Genomic DNA, 19,149 nt, shown 5'->3' with positions numbered 1-19,149 from the left:
CCACCGTTCGTGTTAAAAGCTCACAAACTCGGAACCGCGGGACCCGAGTTGTCCCTCGGTCAGGCCGGGGACTGGTCGGGGTCGAACCCCGGCGGCAGGCCCGTGTGTTTGATGCCCGCCCAGTCGTCGACGGCGAACCGGTAGACCGTCACCGCTTCGGACTCGCGGGCGGCCTCGAACACGTCCGGCCGCCACGCCGTCTCGAGGACCGCCGCCAACTCGTCCCACTCGGACTCCGGGACGCGCTCGGCAGTTCCCGTCAGGAGGACGCTCTCCCAGTTGAACGGGGACTGGGCGGCGTAGGTGAGAAACCTGACCGCCTCCGCTCGCTCCATCAGGGCCCGCTTGCGGCTATCGGGCCCGCCGACGAACGTGAAGTACAGCGTCGACGCGCCGTCGTAACCGAACGACATCGGCACGACGTACGGCGCGTCGGCGGCGGGGAGCGCCAGGACGCCCATCCGCTGGTTCGTGACGAAGTCCCGCATCTCCGTGTCGCTCATCTGCGTGAGACCGTACTGTTCCATGTCCTCAACTGTCATGCAAGTGTAACTTCGTCGCTCCGGAGCATAAGCGTTCGCCGAACGGAGCGTGGCTGGGTTACGCTTCCTGCTGGTCTGCACCCGGCGCGTGGCGCTTGACCCGTTCGATGGCCGCGACCGCCCCGCTTCGCTTGGGGTAGCCCTCGCCGCTGTCGGCGATAATCTCGCCGTTACGGTGGCGGAGTCGCCAGCGCCACTCCTCGGCGCGGTCCTCGTATATCTCGAAGGCCGCGCTCCCGATCGTCAGCAGGTCGGCCTCGGCGGCGTAGGACTGGACGCGTTCGACCGCGCGGACCGCCTTGTTGCGTTCGGTGTAGCCCTCGCCGCTGTCGGCGATGATGTCCTCGCCGTCGAACAGGCGCCAGCGGAACTCGCCGGCGTTGTCCTCGTACACCTCGAACTCCGCGCCCACCTCGGCGTTGGGGGCGACGAACTGGACCTGTTCGGCGGCTCTGTGGGCCTTCGCCCGGGTCGGGTACCCCTCGCCGCTGTCGCCCAGAATCTCGCCGTTCTTGTGGAGGAGTCGCCAGCGGTACTGCCCGGCCCGGTCGGCGTACACCTCGAAGGCGACGGGGTCGACTCTGAGGTAGGCCGCACCGGGGACGTACGTCCGGACGCTCTCGAGCGCCCGGCGGACGTTGGACTTCGAGACGTACCCCTCGCCGCTGTCGGCCAGGACGTTCCCGTTGTCGTGACGGAGCCGCCAGCGGAACTCGCCGCCCTTGTCCTCGAACAGTTCGAACGTCCCCTGACTCTCGGGGGCCGGGACTTCGGGCACGTCTTCGGCCGTGTCGTCCTCGGTGGCCGACTCGAAGAACACGACGGCGCCGCCGGCGGCGTTCGTCTGGACGCTGCGGAGCCCCTGCATGGCCTTCTGTCTGCTGGAGTACCCCTGTGCGCTGTCGGCGACGACGTTGCCGTTGCGGTGGCGGAGTCGCCAGCGGTACTTGCCGGCCTTGTCCTCGTACATCTCGAAGGTGGCCTTGCTGTCCATCGCCGCGGCGATGGTCGCCTGCGCGGCGGCCAGTTCTCCCTCGGTGGCGTCGAGCGCCGTCGAGAGGGCGTCGCGGGTGGACTCGCTCGTCACCAGTTCGTCGGCCAGCGAGTCGCGCTCGGTGGCCGTCCGTTCGGCCGTCTCGGTCGCCCGTTCGGCCGTCTCGGTGGCGGCCGCCGCCTCCTCGGTGACCCGCTCGTACTCCTCCTGTCGCCCGGTCAACAGCGGTGCGAACACCGCGCCGATGGCCGCCAGCGCGAGGCCGACGACGTACAGCGTGACCGCCGGGTTCCCCTCGGGACCGTTCCACCCTGCCGGGTAGATGGTCGTGAACCATATCGTCGCGACGAGGCAGACGACCGCGCCAGCGTACGAGGCGAACAGCGCGCGTCGTGAGAGCGGGAGCCGGAGCGTCGGGCCGACGAACAGCGACGCGAACCCGAGGGCGCCGAGGACGTAGCCGACCTCACGAAGCCCCGAGCGCGGGGCGGCGGCGTAGAACAGCGCCAGTCCGAGCGTCCCGAGAACCAACCCGACCACGAACAGCCAGTACCCGTACACTTCGTCGTCCGTGGTCGGCGTGCCGATACGACCGCGATACCACCGCGTGAGAACACCATCCGATGTCATGAAATATATACACACATGCTATACATATAAATCCAGACCTGTCTGTTTAAATACGAGCGTGTCGGCGGGGAAGTAGCCGAAGGGGTCCGAGCCCCCTCGACGCCGGCGCTTCGAGTCACTTATCCCAATCGCGTGGCAACCTAAGTGGGAATGAGCAACCCGGAACTGGACGTCGTCGAGTTCCTGTTGACGACAGCCGTCTACAGCGACCGACGGGACCTCGACCCGGACGACCTACCCCCTGCCTACCGAGAGGTGTTCTGGAGCGACGGCGACATCGAGCGACCGTTGTCGGCGACCAACACGACGGCGAGCGAAGCGACCGGCGTCGAACGGCCGTGGAGCGCCGTCTCGGGCCTGATGTTCACCGACCGCGACGACTTCTCCGGCAGTATCTCCTTCACCGATCAGGAGATGGCCGAGGAGTGGTACCTCGAGCGGGTCGACGCGGACCGACTCGCACGCAACCCCGTCCTCGCGGCGGCCTACGGCGACGAACTCGACGTGGACTACGAGAAGGCACGGGCCACGAACCGACCGGCGCGGGCCGACCGTGCGTTCATCGACGCGATGCTGGAGGAGGCGTTCGACAGCGACGACGAGGACGACGAGGAGATGCTGGACCTCGTCGACGTGCGCGCCCCCGCCGAAGTCGAGACGACGCTGAACGACCTCGTGTTGACGCCCGACCAGGAGGGCGAGATTCAGAAGATAGTGAAGGCCATCGAACACCGGGACTACCTCGCCCAGATAGGCCTGCGCGAGATCGGGAAACTGCTGTTCGTCGGCCCGCCGGGCACCGGGAAGACCAGCGTCGCGCGGGCGCTGGCCCACGACCTCGACCTCCCGTTCGTCGAGGTGAAACTCTCCATGATTACGAGCCAGTACCTCGGCGAGACGGCCAAGAACGTCGAGAAGGTGTTCGAGGTGGCCAAACGACTCTCGCCGTGTATCCTCTTCATGGACGAGTTCGACTTCGTCGCGAAGACGCGCTCCTCGGACGAACACGCCGCCATCAAGCGCGCCGTCAACACCCTGCTGAAGAGCATCGACGAGATCTCGCTGATTCAGGACGAGGTGTTGCTCATCGGCGCGACCAACCACCCCGACCAACTCGACGCGGCGGCGTGGCGGCGCTTCGACGAAATCGTCAACTTCCCCAAGCCCGACCACAGCATGCGCGCGGACATCCTCCGCATCGTCACCCGGGAGATGGACATCACCGACTTCGACCCGGAGACGCTGGCGGAACTCACCGAGGGCCTCACCGGGAGCGACCTCCGGATGGTGCTCCGCGAGGCCGTCCTCGAAGCGTTGACCGAGGAGCGGACCACGCTCACCCAGCAGGACCTCGAAGACGCCATCAAGGACTTCGAGGAGCGTGACAACCTGAAGAACATGGACATGATAGACGGGGACCACGACGCCCTCGTGGCCGGTGGCGACTTCTCGGAAGGGGCCGACGCGGCGAGCGACGGCGGCCACAGCCACGACCACGACCACTGACCGGCTAGCGCTCTGGCAGGCGGCGGACGACGACCACCATCTCGGCGTCGTCGCGCGGTCGTATCGCCCGGTAGTCGCCACAGCGCGGCGGTACCGACGCGATACGTTTCCGAGTCGATACTTATAGGCCTCGGTACCGTCAGGTACGGGTATGGCAAGTGACGTGTTCACAGACACCGACGAGTCCGACGACGACTGGGTCGACGTCCGCATGACCGACCCCGAAGAGGGCGAGTGGGACATCGACGTGGTCGTCGCCGAGGGGCAGGTGGAGTTCGTCGACCTGCGCATCCGCCCGGCCCTGCTCTCGGGGTTCATCGAGTGTCTGGTCGACGACGTGGCCGAGGAGCGAGCGAAGGAGATAATCGCCGACACCGCCACGCGGCACGGGTTGGACTCCGAGGACCTCGTCACCGAGGAGTGAGGCCGGGAAAGCGCGGGACTTACCCACGTCGCCGTCCGAGGGCCAAGCGATGGAGGTCACGCTGCTGGGCACTGGCGACACGACGGGGACGCCCACGGTCGACTGCGACTGTGACACCTGCGAGCGCGCCCGCGACCCCGACGCGGCACTGCGCGAACGGATGCGCGACCGGGGCGTCGACCCGAGCGACGGCGTCGAGCGCTCCCGGTTCTCGGTCTTCGTCCGGAACGAGGAGACCGGCGAGTCCCTCCTCGTGGACGCCAGTCCGGACTTCCGCCACCAGTTTCTGACACAGGACGTGGGCCTCCCCGACGCGGCCATCGTCACGCACGTCCACTTCGACCACCTCGACGGGTTGGGCAACGCCTACCGCCTGTTCGACGACCTGCCGGTCCACGCGGCCGACGAGACGGACCCGGTGACCGGCGAGAGCGTCGCCGAGGGGATACGGAGCCGATACGACTACCTCGACACCGTCTCCGTCCACGCCCAGACGCCCTACGAGACGTTCACGGTCGCCGGGTTCGACGTGACGCTGGTCCCCGTCGAACACCCGCCGCTGCTGTGTTACGGCCTCCGCATCGAGGAGCCATCGAGCGGCGCAGTCCTCGCTATTTCCGGCGACACCTGCTACGAGATTCCCGAGCGCTCGAAGGCCGCGCTCTCGGGCGCGGACCTCGCACTCGTCGAGGGCATCGTCCACGAGGAGGCCTGCGAGTTCCACCCGAAGGGCGGGGCTCACCACGACGAGAATGGCGTCCCGCGCACCTTCGGCACGAAGCACATGACCCTCCCCGGGGCCCGGGACTTCGCGGACGACGTCGACGCCGACGCCTACCGCATCGTCCACACTGCCCACTACGTCCCCGCCGACCGAGCGTTCGCCGACGACATCGCCGTCGACGGCGAGCGGTTCTCGCTGTGAGCGCGGCCGGTTCGGCTACGTGAAAGCGTCCGCACACTTTTGTGAGAGTACACCACACACGGAGGCATGGACAGACGTGGCGTCGCGGAGACCGTCGGCGGGGCACTGGTGAGCGCGGGCCTCGCCGTCGCCGGGTTGTGGCTGTTCGCCGGCTACGTCGACTGGGTGCTCGTCGTCGGCCTCGCGGCCGGCGTCGCCATCGCCACGGCCGCCAACTACCGCGCCCGGACGGGCCACGCCGAGAACGTCGCGACCGAGGCACCAGACGCCACCGCCGACACCTACGAGGACCACACGCAAGCCGCGGGCGACGGCGGAACCCTCGCGGACGACCGGACCGACGCCGAGCGCGACCGCATCTCGTAAGTGAGTACGACGCTATCGGCCACCGTGAACCGTTCGTGGCCGTACCCGCTGGTGGCCGGGATGGTGGCGTTGCTCGTCTCCGTGAGCGGTGACCTCGTCGCCACCGGCGAGGTGTCGTGGACACTGGACGTGGCTATCGCGTTCGCGCTGGCACTGGCAGTCGACCGCCAGTTCCGGACCGCGGGACGCGCCGGGTGAGTCAGAGGAACCGGTCGAGGCCGGACTGCCGCCGGCGACGGCCGTCGGGGTCGGGGTCCCACGGCGTGCGCTCGGCGCGACGGGCCTCGCCGTCGACGGTGGGCGGGGTCGCGTCCTCGTACCCGTCGCAGTCGGCCCCGCACTCCTCGGTCGCCCGGACCGGCCGACCCTTCCACGCACAGTGGGGGAGGCCGTCGTCGTCGGGCGAACAGCGCGCACACGCCGGGTACTCGAAGCTCCGCCACCCCTTCGCGTAGGCCCGTTCGGCCAGACGGGTCCGGGCGCGGGCCTTCTCGGCGGCCGTCACCACCCGCACGTCCGTTCGCGCGGGCGACTGTTCCAGCAGTTCGACGCCGCCCCCGTCGGTGGGCAGGTCGGTCGCCTCGCGGACGACCTCGCGGTCGCCGCTCTCGGGGTCGAACCGCCAGACGCCGACCTCCGCGGGGATGCGGTTGAGGTGGGCCCGCGTCACGTAGTCGGCGGTCGCCAACACCACCCGGTCGACCAGCGCCAGCGAGACGTCGGTACGTAACTGCGCGTGGAGGTCGCCCGGCCGGTCGAGGTCCGGTTTGTTCTCGATGGCAGTGATGCCCGCGACCCAGTCGGGGTAGCGGGCGGTCTGGCGGACGTAGGTTCGCCCGCCGCGTCGCTCGCGCTCGAAGAAGCCCCGTTCGACGGCCAGTTCGGTCGCTCGCTCGGCGTGGTCGGGGTGACAGTCGAAGGCGTCCTTCCAGTAGCGGGCCCGGCCCGGCCCGACGTCTGACTCGATGGCCGCCGTCGGGATGCGATCGGGCGTGATGGCCGCTCGGTCGGCGACGGCCTCGGTCGGGTGGACGACGACGGTGTCGAGGACGCGGCGGCCGTGGACGTGGCCGCCGAGCTGGCGGCTCACGAGGTGGCCCTCGCGTTCGAGGGCCGCACACAGCGCCAGTTCGAAGCCGAACTCCCGCACGGCCCTAGACAGGGGCGACGGCGACAAAAGGGGTGCGCCCGGTCGAAATTTTATACTGCTGGTCTGTGAACTGTCTGATACGTGTGTCAGGATGACACGATACGGCAACCACGCGCTCCGAGCGGAGGGTGACGCGTGAGTCACGCCGGCGACCGCTCGCCGGCGGCGACGCTGACGTTGCTGGACGCGACGATGGTCGGCATCGGCGCGATGATAGGCGCGGGCATCTTCGTGTTGACGGGGTTGGCCGTCGAGACGGCCGGCCCGGCGGCCATCCTCGTGTTCGCCCTGAACGGCGGCGTGACGACCTTTACCGCGCTTTCGTACGCCGAACTGGCCTCGGCGATTCCGCGTAACGGCGGCGGCTACGCCTACGTCCGAGAGGTATTCTCGGCCCCCATCGCGTTCGTCATGGGGTGGACCCGGTGGTTCACGTACATGATTGCGGGGGCGCTCTATGCCCTGGGATTCGCCTCGAACTTCATCGAGTTCGGCCACATCTTCGGGGTCGACCTGCCGGGGAACGTGCTGTTCTGGGCGGCGACGGTGGTCGTCGTCTTCGTGACGCTGAACGCCGTCTCGACGGCCGCCAGCGGGAGCGCCGAGACGCTCATCACGCTGGTGAAGATACTCATCCTCGTGGTGTTCGTCGCCTTCGGCCTCCAGTTCGTCGACGTCGGCGAGTTCTCCCCGTTCTTCCAGCGCGGGAACCCCATCACCGTGTTGCCGGCGATGGGACTGACGTTCATCGCGTTTCAGGGATACGACCTCATCGCGACGGTGACCGAGGAAGTCGAGGACCCCGAGAAGAACATCCCGCGGGCCATCCTGCTGTCGGTGGCGACCACCGTCGTCGTCTACCTCTTCGTGGTGTTCGTCGCACTCGGGACGCTGGGCGCGGAGGGACTGGCCGGCGCCGGCGAGACGGCCATCGCGGAGGCCGCCGAGGGGTTCATGCCGTCGTTCCCGCTCCTCGGTAGCGGGGCGGCGCTCATCGCCTTCGGCGCGGTGTTCTCGACGATAAGCGCGCTCAACGCGGTCATCATCGGGTCGAGTCGGGTGGCCTTCGCGATGGGGCGGGAGGCCCAACTCCCGGCCCGGTTGGGTCGCCTGCACCACCGCTTCGGGACGCCGCTGGTCGCCATCGCCGCCTCCGCCGTCGTGATGTTGGTCGCCGTCGCCGTCGTCCCCATCCGACTCGTCGGCAACCTCGCCAGCCTCTTCTCCCTGCTCGGGTTCGTCATCGTGAACCTGAGCGTCGTCCGCCTGCGCCGCCAGCAACCGGATCTCCGCCGGCCGTTCGAGGTACCGTTCTACCCGGCGACCCCCGTCCTCGGTATCGTCCTCAACCTCCTGCTCGGGGCGTTCATCAGTTTCCAGACGTGGGCGCTGGCGGTCGGGTGGCTGGTCGTCGGCGCCGTCGTCTACCTGTTGCTCTCCCGTCGCCGGGGCGAACCGGGCGTTCCGACGCGGGAGCCGGAACCCGAGATAAGCGAGCCGGAAGTCACCGTGTCGACGGAGGATTGACCCATGCCAGAATCACTACGCGTCATCGTCGCCGGCGGCGGCACCGTCGGCCTCAGAACCGCAGAACTGCTCCACGACCGGGGCCACGACGTGGTCCTCATCGAACGCGACCCCGACCAGAGCGAACGGGTCGCCGCCGAGTACGTCGCCAGCATCATCGAGGGCGACGCCGCCCGCCCGGCCGTGTTGCGGCAGGCTCAGCCGGACCGCTGTGACGCCATCGCGGCGCTGACCGACAGCGAGTCGACCAACTTCGCCATCTGCATGGCCGCCCAGCGGATGGGCGAACTCCACACCGTCATGCGCATCGACGGCGACCCGGACGAGCTGTACCCGCAGTACGTCGACGGCATCGTCTCGACGGCGAGTCTGACGGCCCGCGTCGCCGTCAACGAAGTCGTCGGCGGCGGCGTCCGGAGCATCGAGGAGGTGGGTGGCAAAGTCGAGATTCTGGACGTCGAAATCGCCGAGGACGCGCCCGCCGCCGGCAAGACGCTCGCGGAGGTCAGGCTGCCGCGTGGCAGTCTCATCATCGTCGACGCCGAGGGCGAGCGAATCGGCGGCCCCGAGACGGAACTCACGCCGGGCGAGCGGTTCCTCGTCGCCGTCGAGGGGGCCGTCACCGACGAGGTGATGAACCTCCTGCGCGGTTAGCACTGCCGGCGGGCCGTCTCGACGACCTGCAGGTCGCCGTCGAGCGTGACGTGCAGCGCCTCGTCCGCGACAGGGATGCGGACCCGGACCCGCCACGGGTCGGTCGACTCGACGGTGGTGTACTCGTCGTCGACGCACCACGGGAGCGTCCAGTACGGGCGGGCCGCGAGGTCGACGCCGTGGTCCGCGTAGAACGCCGCGACCGTCGAGTCGTCCAGCAGGGAGAGACCGACCGGCGAACACAGTTCGTGGCGACACCGCTCACAGACGAACTCCGCCCGCACCGAGACGTCGAGACAGCAGTCGCCGTCCCGTGAGATGACCGTCCGAACCCGACCGGCACACTCGGAACACACCCCGTCGGCGGCCAGACAGTGGAGGTGGCGTACCCGTTCGGCGAACGCCGTGGCGATTTCGGCCTCGCTCCGGTCAACCAGTCCACCCGGCGGGAACGGGTACTCGCCGTGGGCCTTCCCGCAGTCGGCGCAGTCGATGGCGAACTGCTCGTCCGCGTAACGGGCCAGTAGCGACCCGCCACAGCGAGTGCAGGCCCCGTCGACGGCGAACGGGTCGACGTCGGGCCGGTGAGTGAACGTGCCGGCGCGGAGCGCGCGGATGACCTGCGCGCCGGCGTGTCGGAGGCGGTAGCCGCCCTCGACGTCGGCGACGAACTGGCCGGTGAGTTGCTGGAGGTGGTAATTGAACTGGCCGCTGTCGGTCAGCGACACCGCGTCGAACAGCGTCGAGAACGCCACGGGCGTCGCGTCCGCCCGCCACAGGGCTTCGAGGATGTCGAGGCGCGTCTCGCTGGCGACGACGCCGAACGCCGTCGCCGGGTCGACGTCGCCCTCGTCGCCCGGTCTGTCGTCTGCGCGAGCCATGTGTGAGACGTCTGACCACTCGGACAAAAGAGTTCGCAGAAACGAGTTCCTGTAAGCGACCTCATGCTTTTCGCGCCGGTCGTGCCAGCGACCCACGCGGTCGCTGGGCGTCGGCCGGGACCACATCGGCGCGTACGGGCGCCCTCGCAGGCCGTGGCGAGGCCCCCGCCAGACCCGTCGCCGCCCTCAGCGGCCAGTGACGCCCGGACAGCGGGGGCGTCCGCGGAGAATCCGGAGGACGAGAAACCGGACCGCCCCACCGCCCACGACCCGCAAACAGTAGGTTTATCAGTCGCACGCGGCGAATCTCCACCAAGATTACTCTCGAAATGACATCGAACAAACAACCGGAGGTGAACATCGGACTCGTCGGCCACGTCGACCACGGGAAGACCACCTTGGTACAGGCGCTGTCCGGCGAATGGACCGACCAGCACTCCGAGGAGATGAAGCGCGGTATCTCTATCCGGCTCGGCTACGCCGACGCCACGTTCCGGCGCTGTCCCGAGGAGGACGAACCGGACGCCTTCACCGTCGACGAACGCTGCGAGGACCACGACGCCGACACCGACTACCTCCGGACGGTGTCGTTCGTCGACGCCCCCGGCCACGAGACGCTGATGGCGACGATGCTCTCGGGCGCGGCCATCATGGACGGCGCCGTCCTCGTCGTCTCGGCCACCGAACCCGTCCCGCAGGCCCAGACCGAAGAGCACCTCTCGGCGCTCGACATCATCGGCATCGACAACATCGTCATCGCCCAGAACAAGGTCGACCTCGTCGACGAGGAGCGGGCGATGCAGAACTACGAACAGATTCAGGAGTTCGTCGAGGGGACCGTCGCCGAGGACGCCCCCATCGTCCCCATCAGCGCCCAGCAGGAGGCCAACATCGACCTGCTCATCGACGCCGTCGAACGCGAGATTCCGACCCCCGAACGGGACCCCGACGCGGACGCCCGCATGATGGTCGCCCGCTCGTTCGACATCAACCGCCCCGGCACCACGTGGGAGGACCTGCTGGGCGGCGTGCTGGGCGGGTCGCTCGTCCAGGGGAAACTCGAGGACGACGACGAGATAGAACTCCGCCCCGGCCGCGAGGTAGAGGAGGGCGGCAAGACCGAGTGGCGGCCCGTCACCACGGACGTCCGCTCGCTGCAGGCCGGCGGCGACTTCGTCGACGAGGTCACGCCGGGTGGCCTGCTGGGCGTCGGGACGGGACTCGACCCCGCGATTACGAAGGGCGACGCGCTGGCCGGGCAGGTCGCCGGCCCGCCCGGCAGTCTCCCGCCGACCCACGAGCAGTTCACGATGGACGTGGACCTGCTCGAACGTATCGTCGGCGACGACGGCGGCGAGGTCGAGGAGATTTCGACCGGCGAACCGCTGATGCTCACCATCGGCACCGCCACCACCGTCGGGTCGGTCACGAGCGCCCGCGACGGCGAGTGTGAACTCGCCCTCAAACGGCCGGTGTGTGCCGAAGCCGGTGCGAAGATAGCTATCAACCGCCGTGTCGGTGCCCGATGGCGACTCATCGGCGTCGGCACGCTGCGTGGATGATAGTCCTGGACACGAACGCGCTCATGATGCCGGTCGAATGTAACGTCCGCGTGTTCGAGGAACTCGACAGGGTGCTGTCGGGCGTAGTCGACGCGGGCCGCGACTACGTCGTCCCCGAGGCAGTCCGCGACGAACTGGAGAAACTGGCCGACGGCGCCGGTGCGGAGGCGACGGCCGCCGCGGTCGGACGGGACCTGCTCGAACGGTGTTCGGTCGTCGATACCGAGGCCGACTACGCCGACGACGCCGTCCTCGAACTCGCGACACGACCGGACGCGACACACGCGGTGACGAACGACAAACCCCTCAAACGCCGCCTGCTCGACGCAGGCGTTCCAGTAATTAGTTTAAGGGGCCGGAACAAACTCGGTATCACTCAACCATAATATGTACAAACGGGTACGCCTACGCGATACGGTCGAAGTGCCGCCACGCCACCTCGCGGACGTCAGTCCGGGGATGGTCAAGAAGCTCCTGCAGGACAAACTGGAGGGCCGGATGGACGAGGACGTCGGGAGCGTCGTCTCCGTCATCGAGGTCCACGACATCGGCGACGGGGCCGTCCTGCCGAACAAGCCCGGCGTCTACTACGAGGCCGAGTTCGACGCGCTGACCTTCGACCCGCAGATGCAGGAAGTGGTCGACGGGGAAGTCGTCGAAGTCGTCAACTTCGGTGCCTTCGTCGGCATCGGTCCGGTGGACGGCCTGCTGCACGTCTCCCAGATTTCCGACGAGTATCTGGCCTACGACGAGGAGAACCAGCAACTCGCCTCCCGGGAGTCCAACCGGACGCTCACCGTCGGCGACGCCGTCCGGGCCCGCATCGTCACGAAGAGCATCGACGAGCGCAACCCCCGCGACTCGAAGATCGGCCTCACGGCCAAACAGGTCGGCCTCGGCAAGCACGGCTGGCTCCAGGAGGAGCGCGAGAAACGGGAAGGCACGGCGGAAGTCGGTGATAGCTGATGGCGGACCGACTCGTCTGCCGCGACTGTCACCGGGTGCAGGGCGCCGAGATCGAGAGTCAGTGCGAGGCCTGCGGTGGGACCTCGCTCACCGAGGACTGGGCGGGCTACGTCGTCATCGCCCACCCCGAGCAGTCCGAAATCGCCCGCGAGATGGAAGTGACCGAACCGGGCCAGTACGCGCTGAAAGTCCGCTAACGTGTCCGACGTCGTTCTCGAACTGCCCGACGGGTTGCGCGCCGATCTCAAAGAGCCGATGGGACGGCTGTACACCGACCCAGCGGCGCTGCTGGCCGACGCGGGCGACCCTATCGTCGCCGTCGGCGACATCGTCACCTACCACCTGTTAGAAGCGGGCCGCGTCCCGGACGTGGCACTCGTCGACGAGCGCACCAAACGCTCGGCCGTCGACGCCGAAGTCGCCGCCGCTATCGAGGGGTTCGACCGCCGCGTAGACGTCGCCAACCCGGCGGCGACGCTCACTCGGGCGTTGCTCACGGCACTGCGCGAGGGACTCGACAGCGGCGCGACGACCCTGCTAGACGTCGACGGCGAGGAGGACCTGGCGGCGCTCCCGGCAGTACTGGCGGTACCCGAGAGCGGGAGCGTCGTCTACGGCCAGCCGGACGAGGGGATGGTGCTGGTCACGCCGGACGAGGCGACCCGTGAGCGAGTCCGGTCGCTACTCGACCGGATGGACGGCGACACAGAAGCGGCGCTCGACGTGGTGCGGTAGCTACTCGGGTCGCGGGACGCTGAGGTTCTGCATCTGTTCGTCACATCGGTCACAGGTGACTGTCGAGAGGTCACTGCAGAGCCGTTTCCCGCAGGACGGGCACTCGAACAGTTGTTCGTCGTCGTCACAGGGTGCTGGGTCTGACCATCGAGGCATCCGTGTGGCTGTATGGTCAGTCTGCTCGCTTAAACCTTGTTACCACGTCACAAAGGTGGACGTACGTCCAAGAAAACTGGACGTTCGGTCACTCCAGCACGTGGACGTGGCGGACGAGCGACCGGTGGACCCGTCGCTCGAACCGTTCGACGACGGTCCAGCCAGCGTCGCGGGCGGCGTCGCCCCAGTCGCGGTCGGCGACCAGCACACAGCGCGGTGCGACGCGGCGGGCCTCGGCGAGCGCACCGGAAACGAGGGGGCGCAGTTCGCCTTCGATGCGTGACTGTCGGCCGTAGGGCGCGTCGAAGACGACGGCGTCTGCCGCGTCGTCTGCCAGCGGGAGTCGGGCTGCGTCCGACCGACAGACGTCCCAGCGGCCGGCCTCGGGGTAGGCCGCCCTGTCCGGGTGGCCGTCGCCGTCCAGCGCGTACGTGAGGTTCTCGCGGGTGCCCTGCACCATCTTATCCTGTGCGTCGCCGCCGACCGAGCGCGCGCCGACCAGTCCCGCCTCCAGCAGGATGCCGCCGGTGCCACACATCGGGTCGACGACGGTGGCGCCGGGCCGCGCGCCGGCGATGTTGACCAGCGCACGGGCCTCCAGTGGGTCCATGCTCCCGGGCTGGAAGAACGGCCGTTTCGTGGGCTGTCGATCGCCGAAGTCACGGACGCTGGCGAGGTGGTCCCACCCCAGCGCACAGCAGGCCTCGCCCGCGCCCGCCTCCTCGTCGCCGGCCGGGTCGGCGAAGTACGCGTACAGCGTGTTGTCGGGCGAGTCGAGGTCGACGCCGAAGCCACGGTCGGTGAGGACGCCGCCCAGCACCCGCTCCGCACGCTGGGTATCGATACCCGTACTCGCTCGCACGTCGACGGCCCGCACCGCGACGCTCCCCTCGCGGTCGATACTCGCGGCGTCGAGTAGCGCGTGCGCGCTCTCGACCGTCGGGTCGCCCGTCCCGACCAGTTCGCAGACCCGATGGGTGAACGCGAGATGGCGCGCGCGCTCCGAGACACCGCGCGCGGTGGCCAGTCCCGGCGCGAGCGTGGTGACGTCGCTCGCCGCGCTCGCGGCCTCCGTGCGCGCGAAGGCGTCGTCCTGTCCGCCTAGTTCGAGGACGTACACGCCGATATCGTACGTCCGTGCCGGTAATAGCGTGCCGGTCGATGGCCACTACGCGTCCCTATTTACGCCGAATAAATCAGCTCAGCGACGTTTTAGCTGTGCGACCTGTCAGTCGATGCCATGAACCTTTATAAGCCTTAAATACGTGATTTAAATCGAGACATGGTTGACCCCAAGGAGACCATCAACATCGAAAACGTCGTCGCCTCGACCGGTATCGGCCAGGAGCTCGACCTTCAGAGCGTGGCGATGGACCTCGAGGGTGCCGACTACGACCCCGAGCAGTTCCCCGGACTCGTCTACCGCACACAGGACCCGAAGTCCGCGGCGCTCATCTTCCGTTCCGGGAAGATAGTCTGTACCGGTGCGAAGTCGACCGACGACGTCCACCAGAGCCTGCGTATCGTCTTCGACAAACTCCGCGACCTGAACATACAGGTCGACGACGACCCCGAAATCGTCGTCCAGAACATCGTCACGTCCGCGGACCTCGGTCGGAATCTCAACCTCAACGCCATCGCCATCGGCCTCGGGTTGGAGAACATCGAGTACGAACCGGAGCAGTTCCCCGGCCTCGTCTATCGGCTCGACGAACCCGACGTCGTCGCGCTCCTCTTTGGCTCCGGGAAACTCGTCATCACCGGCGGCAAGAAGCCCGAAGACGCCGAAGAGGCCGTCGACAAGATCGTCTCCCGCCTCGAGGAACTCGGCCTCCTCGACTAGGGACCCGGCTCGCCGCGGGACCGCCCGCGCAGTCGGGAACACAACGCATTAGCGCCGCCACGACCAACCACAGGTATGCTCCAGGCCGGTACGCCGAGTCTGACTGGCGGTGGCGTCCTCGCCGTCGTCGTCACCCTGTTGCTCACCTGGCTGTTCTACGCCATCACACTCCATCTGGCGGCGACGTTCTTCATCGGAGAGACGCCGAGCCAACTGGCCGCGAAGGCCGCCATCGTTCCCACCGTCGTCTCGCTGTTGCTCCAGCGGTGGGGCGTCGAGTCTGGCCTCGTCTCGCCCAGTCTCGGCGTCCTCGTCGTCGTCGCCGCGACGTTGCTGGCCGACGGCATCGCCATCAGTTCGGTGTATCGGCTGTCGACCCGGTCGACCGCGCCGCTCGTGGCTCTGCACTTCGCGTTCGCGACAGTGCTTGGAATTACTTTGTTCAACATCTTCGGACCCGTATAGATGCGAGATAACGACCGCGCCATCGTGACGTTCACCGGACTGGCACACGGACTGGTCCACACGTACGAACTCTCTATCCCCATCTTCGTCGTCGTCTGGCTCACCGAGTTCCCGGTGACGACGGCGCTTCTCGGAACCGTCGTCGCCGTCGGCTACGGCCTGTTCGGCGCGGGCGCCCTGCCCGGCGGCGTCCTCGCGGACCGCTACGGCTCGAACCTGCTCGTGACCGCCTGTCTGGTCGGGATGGGGGCCTCCTTCCTCCTGTTGAGCGTCGCGCCGGGCGTCCTCACCATCGCCATCGCGCTGGGGCTCTGGGGACTGGCGGCCAGCGTCTACCACCCGGCTGGCCTCGCGCTCATCTCCACCGGCGTCGAGGAGCGCGGTACCGGGTTCGCCTACCACGGGATGGCCGGCAACGCCGGCATCGCGCTGGGACCGCTCCTGACCGCGCTCCTCTTGCTCGCGTTCGACTGGCGCGTCGTCGCCGCCCTGCTCGTCGTCCCGGCCGTCGGTGCGGTGGCGTACGCGCTCACTGCCGAGTTCGACGAGACGGCGGCGGTCAGCACCGACGGCGGCGAGGCGAGGGACGGCGACGACGGCCCGCCGGCCTCCGTCGGCGAGTTCCTCGCCGACAGTCGCGCGCTCTTCACCACGGGCTTCGCCCTCGCGATGCTCGTCGTGACGACGAACGGCCTGTTCTATCGCGGGACGCTGACGTTCCTGCCGGACATCCTCGGCGGCTTCCTCCCGCCCGTCACCGAGTTCGTGCGGGTGTTCGAACCCGGGAGCCCGCTGGCCGAGGAGTTCGACCTCGCCTTCTACCTGTACTCGGGCCTGTTGACCGTCGGCATCGCCGGCCAGTACGTCGGCGGGAAACTCACCGACCGCATCGAGACGACGACGGGACTCGCGGCGGTGTTCGGCGGCCTCGCCGTCGTCGCCCTGCTGTTCGTCCCGGCCGCCGAAGCGGGACTGGCGCCGCTCCTCGCGGCGAGCGTCCTGCTGGGCTTCCTGCTCTTTACGCTCCAGCCGCTGTATCAGGCCACCATCGCCGAGTACAGCCCGCCCGGCGACCGGGGGCTCTCCTACGGCTACACGTACCTGACGAACTTCGGGGTCGGCGCCGCCGGCGCGGCGGTCTCGGGCTACCTCCTCGCCGCCGTCGGCGTGAGCGGCACCTTCCTCGGACTGGCCGTGTTCCCCGCGCTGGGACTCGTGTTCGCGGTGACGCTCTGGCGGCTCGACGAGTAGGGCCGGCCAAACAGTTTTCCGGCCAAGCCACCGGGTTCGTCTATGGACAGCGAGCCGAATCTGGACCGCTTTACCTCCCGTCGGTCGACGGCCTACGGGACCCGCGGCGTCGTCGCCACGAGCCAACCGCTCGCCGCCGAGGCGGGCATCGACGTCCTGCGCGAGGGCGGCAACGCCTTCGACGCGGCCGTCGCCACCGCGGCGACGCTGAACGTCGTCGAACCGATGAGTACGGGACTGGGTGGGGACGCCTTCGCGCTGTATCGAACTGCCGACGGCGACGTGGGGGCGATGCGGGCCTGCGGCGGCGCGCCCGAGACGGCGACGCTGGAGACGGTGCGGGAGCGCGTCGCCGACCGCGAGGGCTGTGCACCGGCGGACGCCGAGATGCCCGACCGCGGCCCGCTGGCGGTGACGGTGCCCGGCGCGCCCCGTGGCTGGGAGGCCACCGTCGAGCGGTTCGGGCGCCTCTCGATGGACGCCGTCCTCGACGACGCCGTCCACTACGCGACCGAGGGGTTCCCCGTCAGCGAGGTCATCGCGTCGGCGTGGGGCCTCTGTGAACCGGAACTGCGCAACGACGCCGCCCGCGAGCAGTACCTCGTCGACGGCGAACGAGCGCCCGAGGTGGGCGAACGGGTTCGCCTGCCCGAACTCGGGTCGACGCTCGAGACGCTGGCCGAGGAGGGGGCCGACCCGTTCTACGAGGGCGACATCGCCGACGCTATCGCGGAGACGGTCCAGTCCGAGGGCGGCCTCCTCGAACGCTCGGACCTCGCCGGGTTCGAGGTGGAGTACCCGGACCCCGTCTCGACCACCTACGGCGGGAGCGAGGTGTACGAACTCCCGCCGAACAATCAGGGCCTCGTCGCGCTGGAGGCGCTGAACGTCGCCGAATCCCTCGGCGTCCCCGACACCGAGGACCCCGTCGAACGGACGCACCTGCTGGCCGAGGCGACGAAACTCGCGTTCACCGACGGCCACCACTACATCACCGACCCGGAGTACGAGGATGTCCCGCCGCTGGCGTCGAAACAGTGGGCCGAGCGACGGGCCGAAGCAGTGGGTCCGGAGGCCATCGAGAACGCCGAGGTGGGGATGCTCGACTCGCCGGCCGAGGACGCCGACACCGTCCTGCTGACCGTCGCCGACGGGGAGGGCAACGTCGTCTCCTTCATCAACTCCCTGTTCAACGGGTTCGGGAGCGGCCTCGTGGCGGGCGAGACGGGTCTCACGCTCCAGAACCGCGGCGCGTCGTTCTCGCTGGACGCCGACCATCCGAACGTCGTCGCACCGGGCAAGCGGCCGTTCCACACCCTGATTCCGGGCCTCGCGCGCTTCGGTGCCGACGACTGGGCGGCCTTCGGCGTGATGGGCGGGTACATGCAACCGCAGGGCCACGTGCAGGTGCTCTCGAACCTCCTGGACCGCGAGATGCCGTTGCAGGCGGCGCTGGACGAACCGCGCTGGCGCTACTGCGAGGACGGGACGTTGGCGACGGAGGCCCGCTTCGACGAGGACGTGGCCTCGAAACTGGCCCGCCGCGGACACGACGTCGGCGTGGACGTCCCCCTCTACTTCGGCGGCGCACAGATAGCGCGATACGAGGACGGGACGCTTTCGGGGGCGACGGAACCACGGAAGGACGGCACCGTCGACGTGTACTGAGTCGGGAGAACAGCTACGTCACTCGACGAGGCGCTCGATTTCGGTGACGAGGACGTCGCTCGCGCCCACGCTCTTGAGGTCGTTGATAGTCTCGAAGACGGCCGACTCCTCGACGACGGCGTGGACGGCCACGTCGTCGGAGCCGGCGATGTCCATCACCGTCGGCCCGCCCATCCCCGGCAGGACCTCTTTCACGTCGTCTAAGGCGTCTTCGGGCGCGTTCATCATCAGGTAGCGCTTGTCCTCCGCGGAGAGGACCGAGCCCAGCGCCATATCGACCTGCTGGACCTTCTCGGCGTCGGCGGTGTCCTCGCGCGCGAACAGGCGCACGGAACTCTGGAGCACCTCGGCGACGATTTCGAGACGGTTCATCCGGAGGGTCGTCCCGGTGGAGGTGATGTCGACGATGCCGTCGGCGATGTCGACGTGGGGAGTCAGTTCCGTGGCACCGGAGACTTCGGTGATATCGACGTCGACGCCCTGTTCCTCGAAGAACCGACGGGTGATGTTCGGGAACTCCGTGGCGACGCGGCCGCCCTCGAAGTCGGCGACGGCGGTGACGCTGTCGTCGTCCTCGGGCGCCGCGAGGACGAGGCGACAGCGGCCGAAGTCGAGGTCGCGCAGGTCCACGAGGTCGACCTCGGCCTCTCGCACCTGGTCGAGGCCGGTGATGCCGATATCGGCGGCGCCGTCGGCGACGTACTCCGGGATGTCGGCGGCGCGAGCGTAGAGGACGGTGACGTCGGGGTCGACCGTCTGGGCGTACAGTTGGCGGTCGGCCCCGTCGACGAGGTGGAGGCCGGCCCGTTCGAGTAGTTCGACGCTCGGGTCGTGCAGGCGGCCCTTGTTGGGGACGGCGATGCGCATACGCCCTCTGGGCGGCGGCGGGCCAACTGTCTTTCCC

At 68.5% G+C, this 19,149-nt stretch carries 23 protein-coding genes; 16 read left to right on the top strand and 7 right to left on the bottom strand.

All coding sequences use genetic code 11. The annotated features are described in order from the left end of the window. Positions 1-59: 59 nt before the first annotated feature. Entirely contained in the window at positions 60-542 is a 483-nt protein-coding gene (locus tag EGH21_RS06435) for a pyridoxamine 5'-phosphate oxidase family protein (RefSeq protein WP_220617652.1), read from the bottom strand. Between the two features lie 58 nt (positions 543-600). Next, positions 601-2,166, bottom strand: a complete 1,566-nt coding sequence (locus tag EGH21_RS06430) for an HVO_2922 family protein (protein WP_220617651.1) — start codon at positions 2,164-2,166, stop codon at positions 601-603. 150 nt (positions 2,167-2,316) lie between these two features. Here EGH21_RS06430 and EGH21_RS06425 point away from each other — a divergent pair, with 150 nt between their 5' ends. The 5 genes from EGH21_RS06425 to EGH21_RS06405 all read left to right on the top strand — a co-directional run bounded on the left by EGH21_RS06425 (position 2,317) and on the right by EGH21_RS06405 (position 5,585). Continuing rightward, positions 2,317-3,672: an ATP-binding protein gene (locus EGH21_RS06425; protein ID WP_220617650.1), complete on the top strand. Its 1,356-nt coding sequence runs from the start codon at positions 2,317-2,319 to the stop codon at positions 3,670-3,672. 151 nt (positions 3,673-3,823) lie between these two features. Continuing rightward, positions 3,824-4,096 (top strand): hypothetical protein, encoded by a 273-nt coding sequence (locus EGH21_RS06420; protein ID WP_220617649.1) that lies wholly within the window; start codon positions 3,824-3,826, stop codon positions 4,094-4,096. A 49-nt stretch (positions 4,097-4,145) separates the two neighbouring features. Beyond that, on the top strand, positions 4,146-5,021 hold the full coding sequence (locus EGH21_RS06415; RefSeq protein ID WP_220617648.1) for an MBL fold metallo-hydrolase: 876 nt from the start codon (positions 4,146-4,148) through the stop codon (positions 5,019-5,021). A 66-nt stretch (positions 5,022-5,087) separates the two neighbouring features. Then, positions 5,088-5,387 carry a hypothetical protein gene (locus EGH21_RS06410; RefSeq protein WP_220617647.1) on the top strand — a complete coding sequence of 100 codons (300 nt, stop codon included), beginning with the start codon at positions 5,088-5,090 and terminating at the stop codon, positions 5,385-5,387. A gap of 24 nt (positions 5,388-5,411) precedes the next feature. Further along, on the top strand, positions 5,412-5,585 hold the full coding sequence (locus EGH21_RS06405; protein WP_220617646.1) for a hypothetical protein: 174 nt from the start codon (positions 5,412-5,414) through the stop codon (positions 5,583-5,585). Between the two features lies 1 nt (position 5,586). Here EGH21_RS06405 and EGH21_RS06400 read toward each other — a convergent pair whose 3' ends face one another. Continuing rightward, a complete protein-coding gene (locus EGH21_RS06400; protein ID WP_220617645.1) occupies positions 5,587-6,537 on the bottom strand; it encodes a DUF5787 family protein in 951 nt (316 codons plus the stop codon). A gap of 135 nt (positions 6,538-6,672) precedes the next feature. On the opposite strand from EGH21_RS06400, the gene EGH21_RS06395 reads away from it, so the two are divergent. Continuing rightward, on the top strand, positions 6,673-8,064 hold the full coding sequence (locus EGH21_RS06395) for an APC family permease (protein WP_220617644.1): 1,392 nt from the start codon (positions 6,673-6,675) through the stop codon (positions 8,062-8,064). Between the two features lie 3 nt (positions 8,065-8,067). Further along, entirely contained in the window at positions 8,068-8,718 is a 651-nt protein-coding gene (locus EGH21_RS06390) for a potassium channel family protein (protein ID WP_220617643.1), read from the top strand. Here EGH21_RS06390 and EGH21_RS06385 read toward each other — a convergent pair. After that, entirely contained in the window at positions 8,715-9,599 is an 885-nt protein-coding gene (locus tag EGH21_RS06385) for a DUF7351 domain-containing protein (protein ID WP_220617642.1), read from the bottom strand. The two genes, EGH21_RS06390 and EGH21_RS06385, sit on opposite strands and share 4 nt — an antisense overlap. A gap of 329 nt (positions 9,600-9,928) precedes the next feature. On the opposite strand from EGH21_RS06385, the gene EGH21_RS06380 reads away from it, so the two are divergent. The 5 genes from EGH21_RS06380 to EGH21_RS06360 are packed head-to-tail and all read left to right on the top strand — an operon-like array spanning position 9,929 to position 12,862. Further along, on the top strand, positions 9,929-11,161 hold the full coding sequence (locus tag EGH21_RS06380; RefSeq protein ID WP_220617641.1) for a translation initiation factor IF-2 subunit gamma: 1,233 nt from the start codon (positions 9,929-9,931) through the stop codon (positions 11,159-11,161). Beyond that, positions 11,158-11,547: a PIN domain-containing protein gene (locus EGH21_RS06375; RefSeq protein WP_220617640.1), complete on the top strand. Its 390-nt coding sequence runs from the start codon at positions 11,158-11,160 to the stop codon at positions 11,545-11,547. Before EGH21_RS06380 ends, EGH21_RS06375 begins: the two co-directional genes overlap by 4 nt. 1 nt (position 11,548) lies before the next feature. Beyond that, positions 11,549-12,127: a DNA-directed RNA polymerase gene (locus EGH21_RS06370; protein WP_220617639.1), complete on the top strand. Its 579-nt coding sequence runs from the start codon at positions 11,549-11,551 to the stop codon at positions 12,125-12,127. Then, positions 12,127-12,324 (top strand): transcription elongation factor subunit Spt4, encoded by a 198-nt coding sequence (gene spt4 / locus EGH21_RS06365; RefSeq protein ID WP_220617638.1) that lies wholly within the window; start codon positions 12,127-12,129, stop codon positions 12,322-12,324. Before EGH21_RS06370 ends, spt4 begins: the two co-directional genes overlap by 1 nt. Position 12,325: 1 nt before the next feature. Next, positions 12,326-12,862 carry a GTP-dependent dephospho-CoA kinase family protein gene (locus tag EGH21_RS06360; protein WP_220617637.1) on the top strand — a complete coding sequence of 179 codons (537 nt, stop codon included), beginning with the start codon at positions 12,326-12,328 and terminating at the stop codon, positions 12,860-12,862. Here the strand turns inward: EGH21_RS06360 and EGH21_RS06355 are convergent, their stop codons facing one another. Further along, positions 12,863-13,018, bottom strand: coding sequence for a rubrerythrin-like domain-containing protein (locus EGH21_RS06355; RefSeq protein ID WP_220617636.1), 156 nt, complete (start codon positions 13,016-13,018; stop codon positions 12,863-12,865). 88 nt (positions 13,019-13,106) lie between these two features. After that, positions 13,107-14,138, bottom strand: coding sequence for a TIGR01177 family methyltransferase (locus EGH21_RS06350; RefSeq protein WP_220617635.1), 1,032 nt, complete (start codon positions 14,136-14,138; stop codon positions 13,107-13,109). Between the two features lie 162 nt (positions 14,139-14,300). On the opposite strand from EGH21_RS06350, the gene EGH21_RS06345 reads away from it, so the two are divergent. From EGH21_RS06345 to EGH21_RS06330, 4 genes are all read left to right on the top strand, one after another. Beyond that, on the top strand, positions 14,301-14,861 hold the full coding sequence (locus tag EGH21_RS06345; RefSeq protein WP_166967082.1) for a TATA-box-binding protein: 561 nt from the start codon (positions 14,301-14,303) through the stop codon (positions 14,859-14,861). Positions 14,862-14,936: 75 nt separating this feature from the next. Next, positions 14,937-15,326 (top strand): DUF7473 family protein, encoded by a 390-nt coding sequence (locus tag EGH21_RS06340; protein WP_220617634.1) that lies wholly within the window; start codon positions 14,937-14,939, stop codon positions 15,324-15,326. Next, on the top strand, positions 15,327-16,577 hold the full coding sequence (locus EGH21_RS06335; RefSeq protein WP_220617633.1) for an MFS transporter: 1,251 nt from the start codon (positions 15,327-15,329) through the stop codon (positions 16,575-16,577). 42 nt (positions 16,578-16,619) lie between these two features. Then, on the top strand, positions 16,620-18,245 hold the full coding sequence (locus tag EGH21_RS06330; RefSeq protein WP_220617632.1) for a gamma-glutamyltransferase family protein: 1,626 nt from the start codon (positions 16,620-16,622) through the stop codon (positions 18,243-18,245). Positions 18,246-18,263: 18 nt separating this feature from the next. Here the strand turns inward: EGH21_RS06330 and hisG are convergent, their stop codons facing one another. Then, positions 18,264-19,112 (bottom strand): ATP phosphoribosyltransferase, encoded by an 849-nt coding sequence (hisG, locus tag EGH21_RS06325; RefSeq protein WP_220617631.1) that lies wholly within the window; start codon positions 19,110-19,112, stop codon positions 18,264-18,266. Positions 19,113-19,149: the final 37 nt, after the last annotated feature.

Source organism: Haloarcula rubra (genome assembly GCF_019599465.1).
In the GTDB taxonomy this organism is placed as follows: domain Archaea; phylum Halobacteriota; class Halobacteria; order Halobacteriales; family Haloarculaceae; genus Haloarcula; species Haloarcula rubra.
The sequence above is the reverse complement of the archived record's forward strand: the minus strand, read 5'-3'. Positions and strand labels throughout refer to the sequence as shown.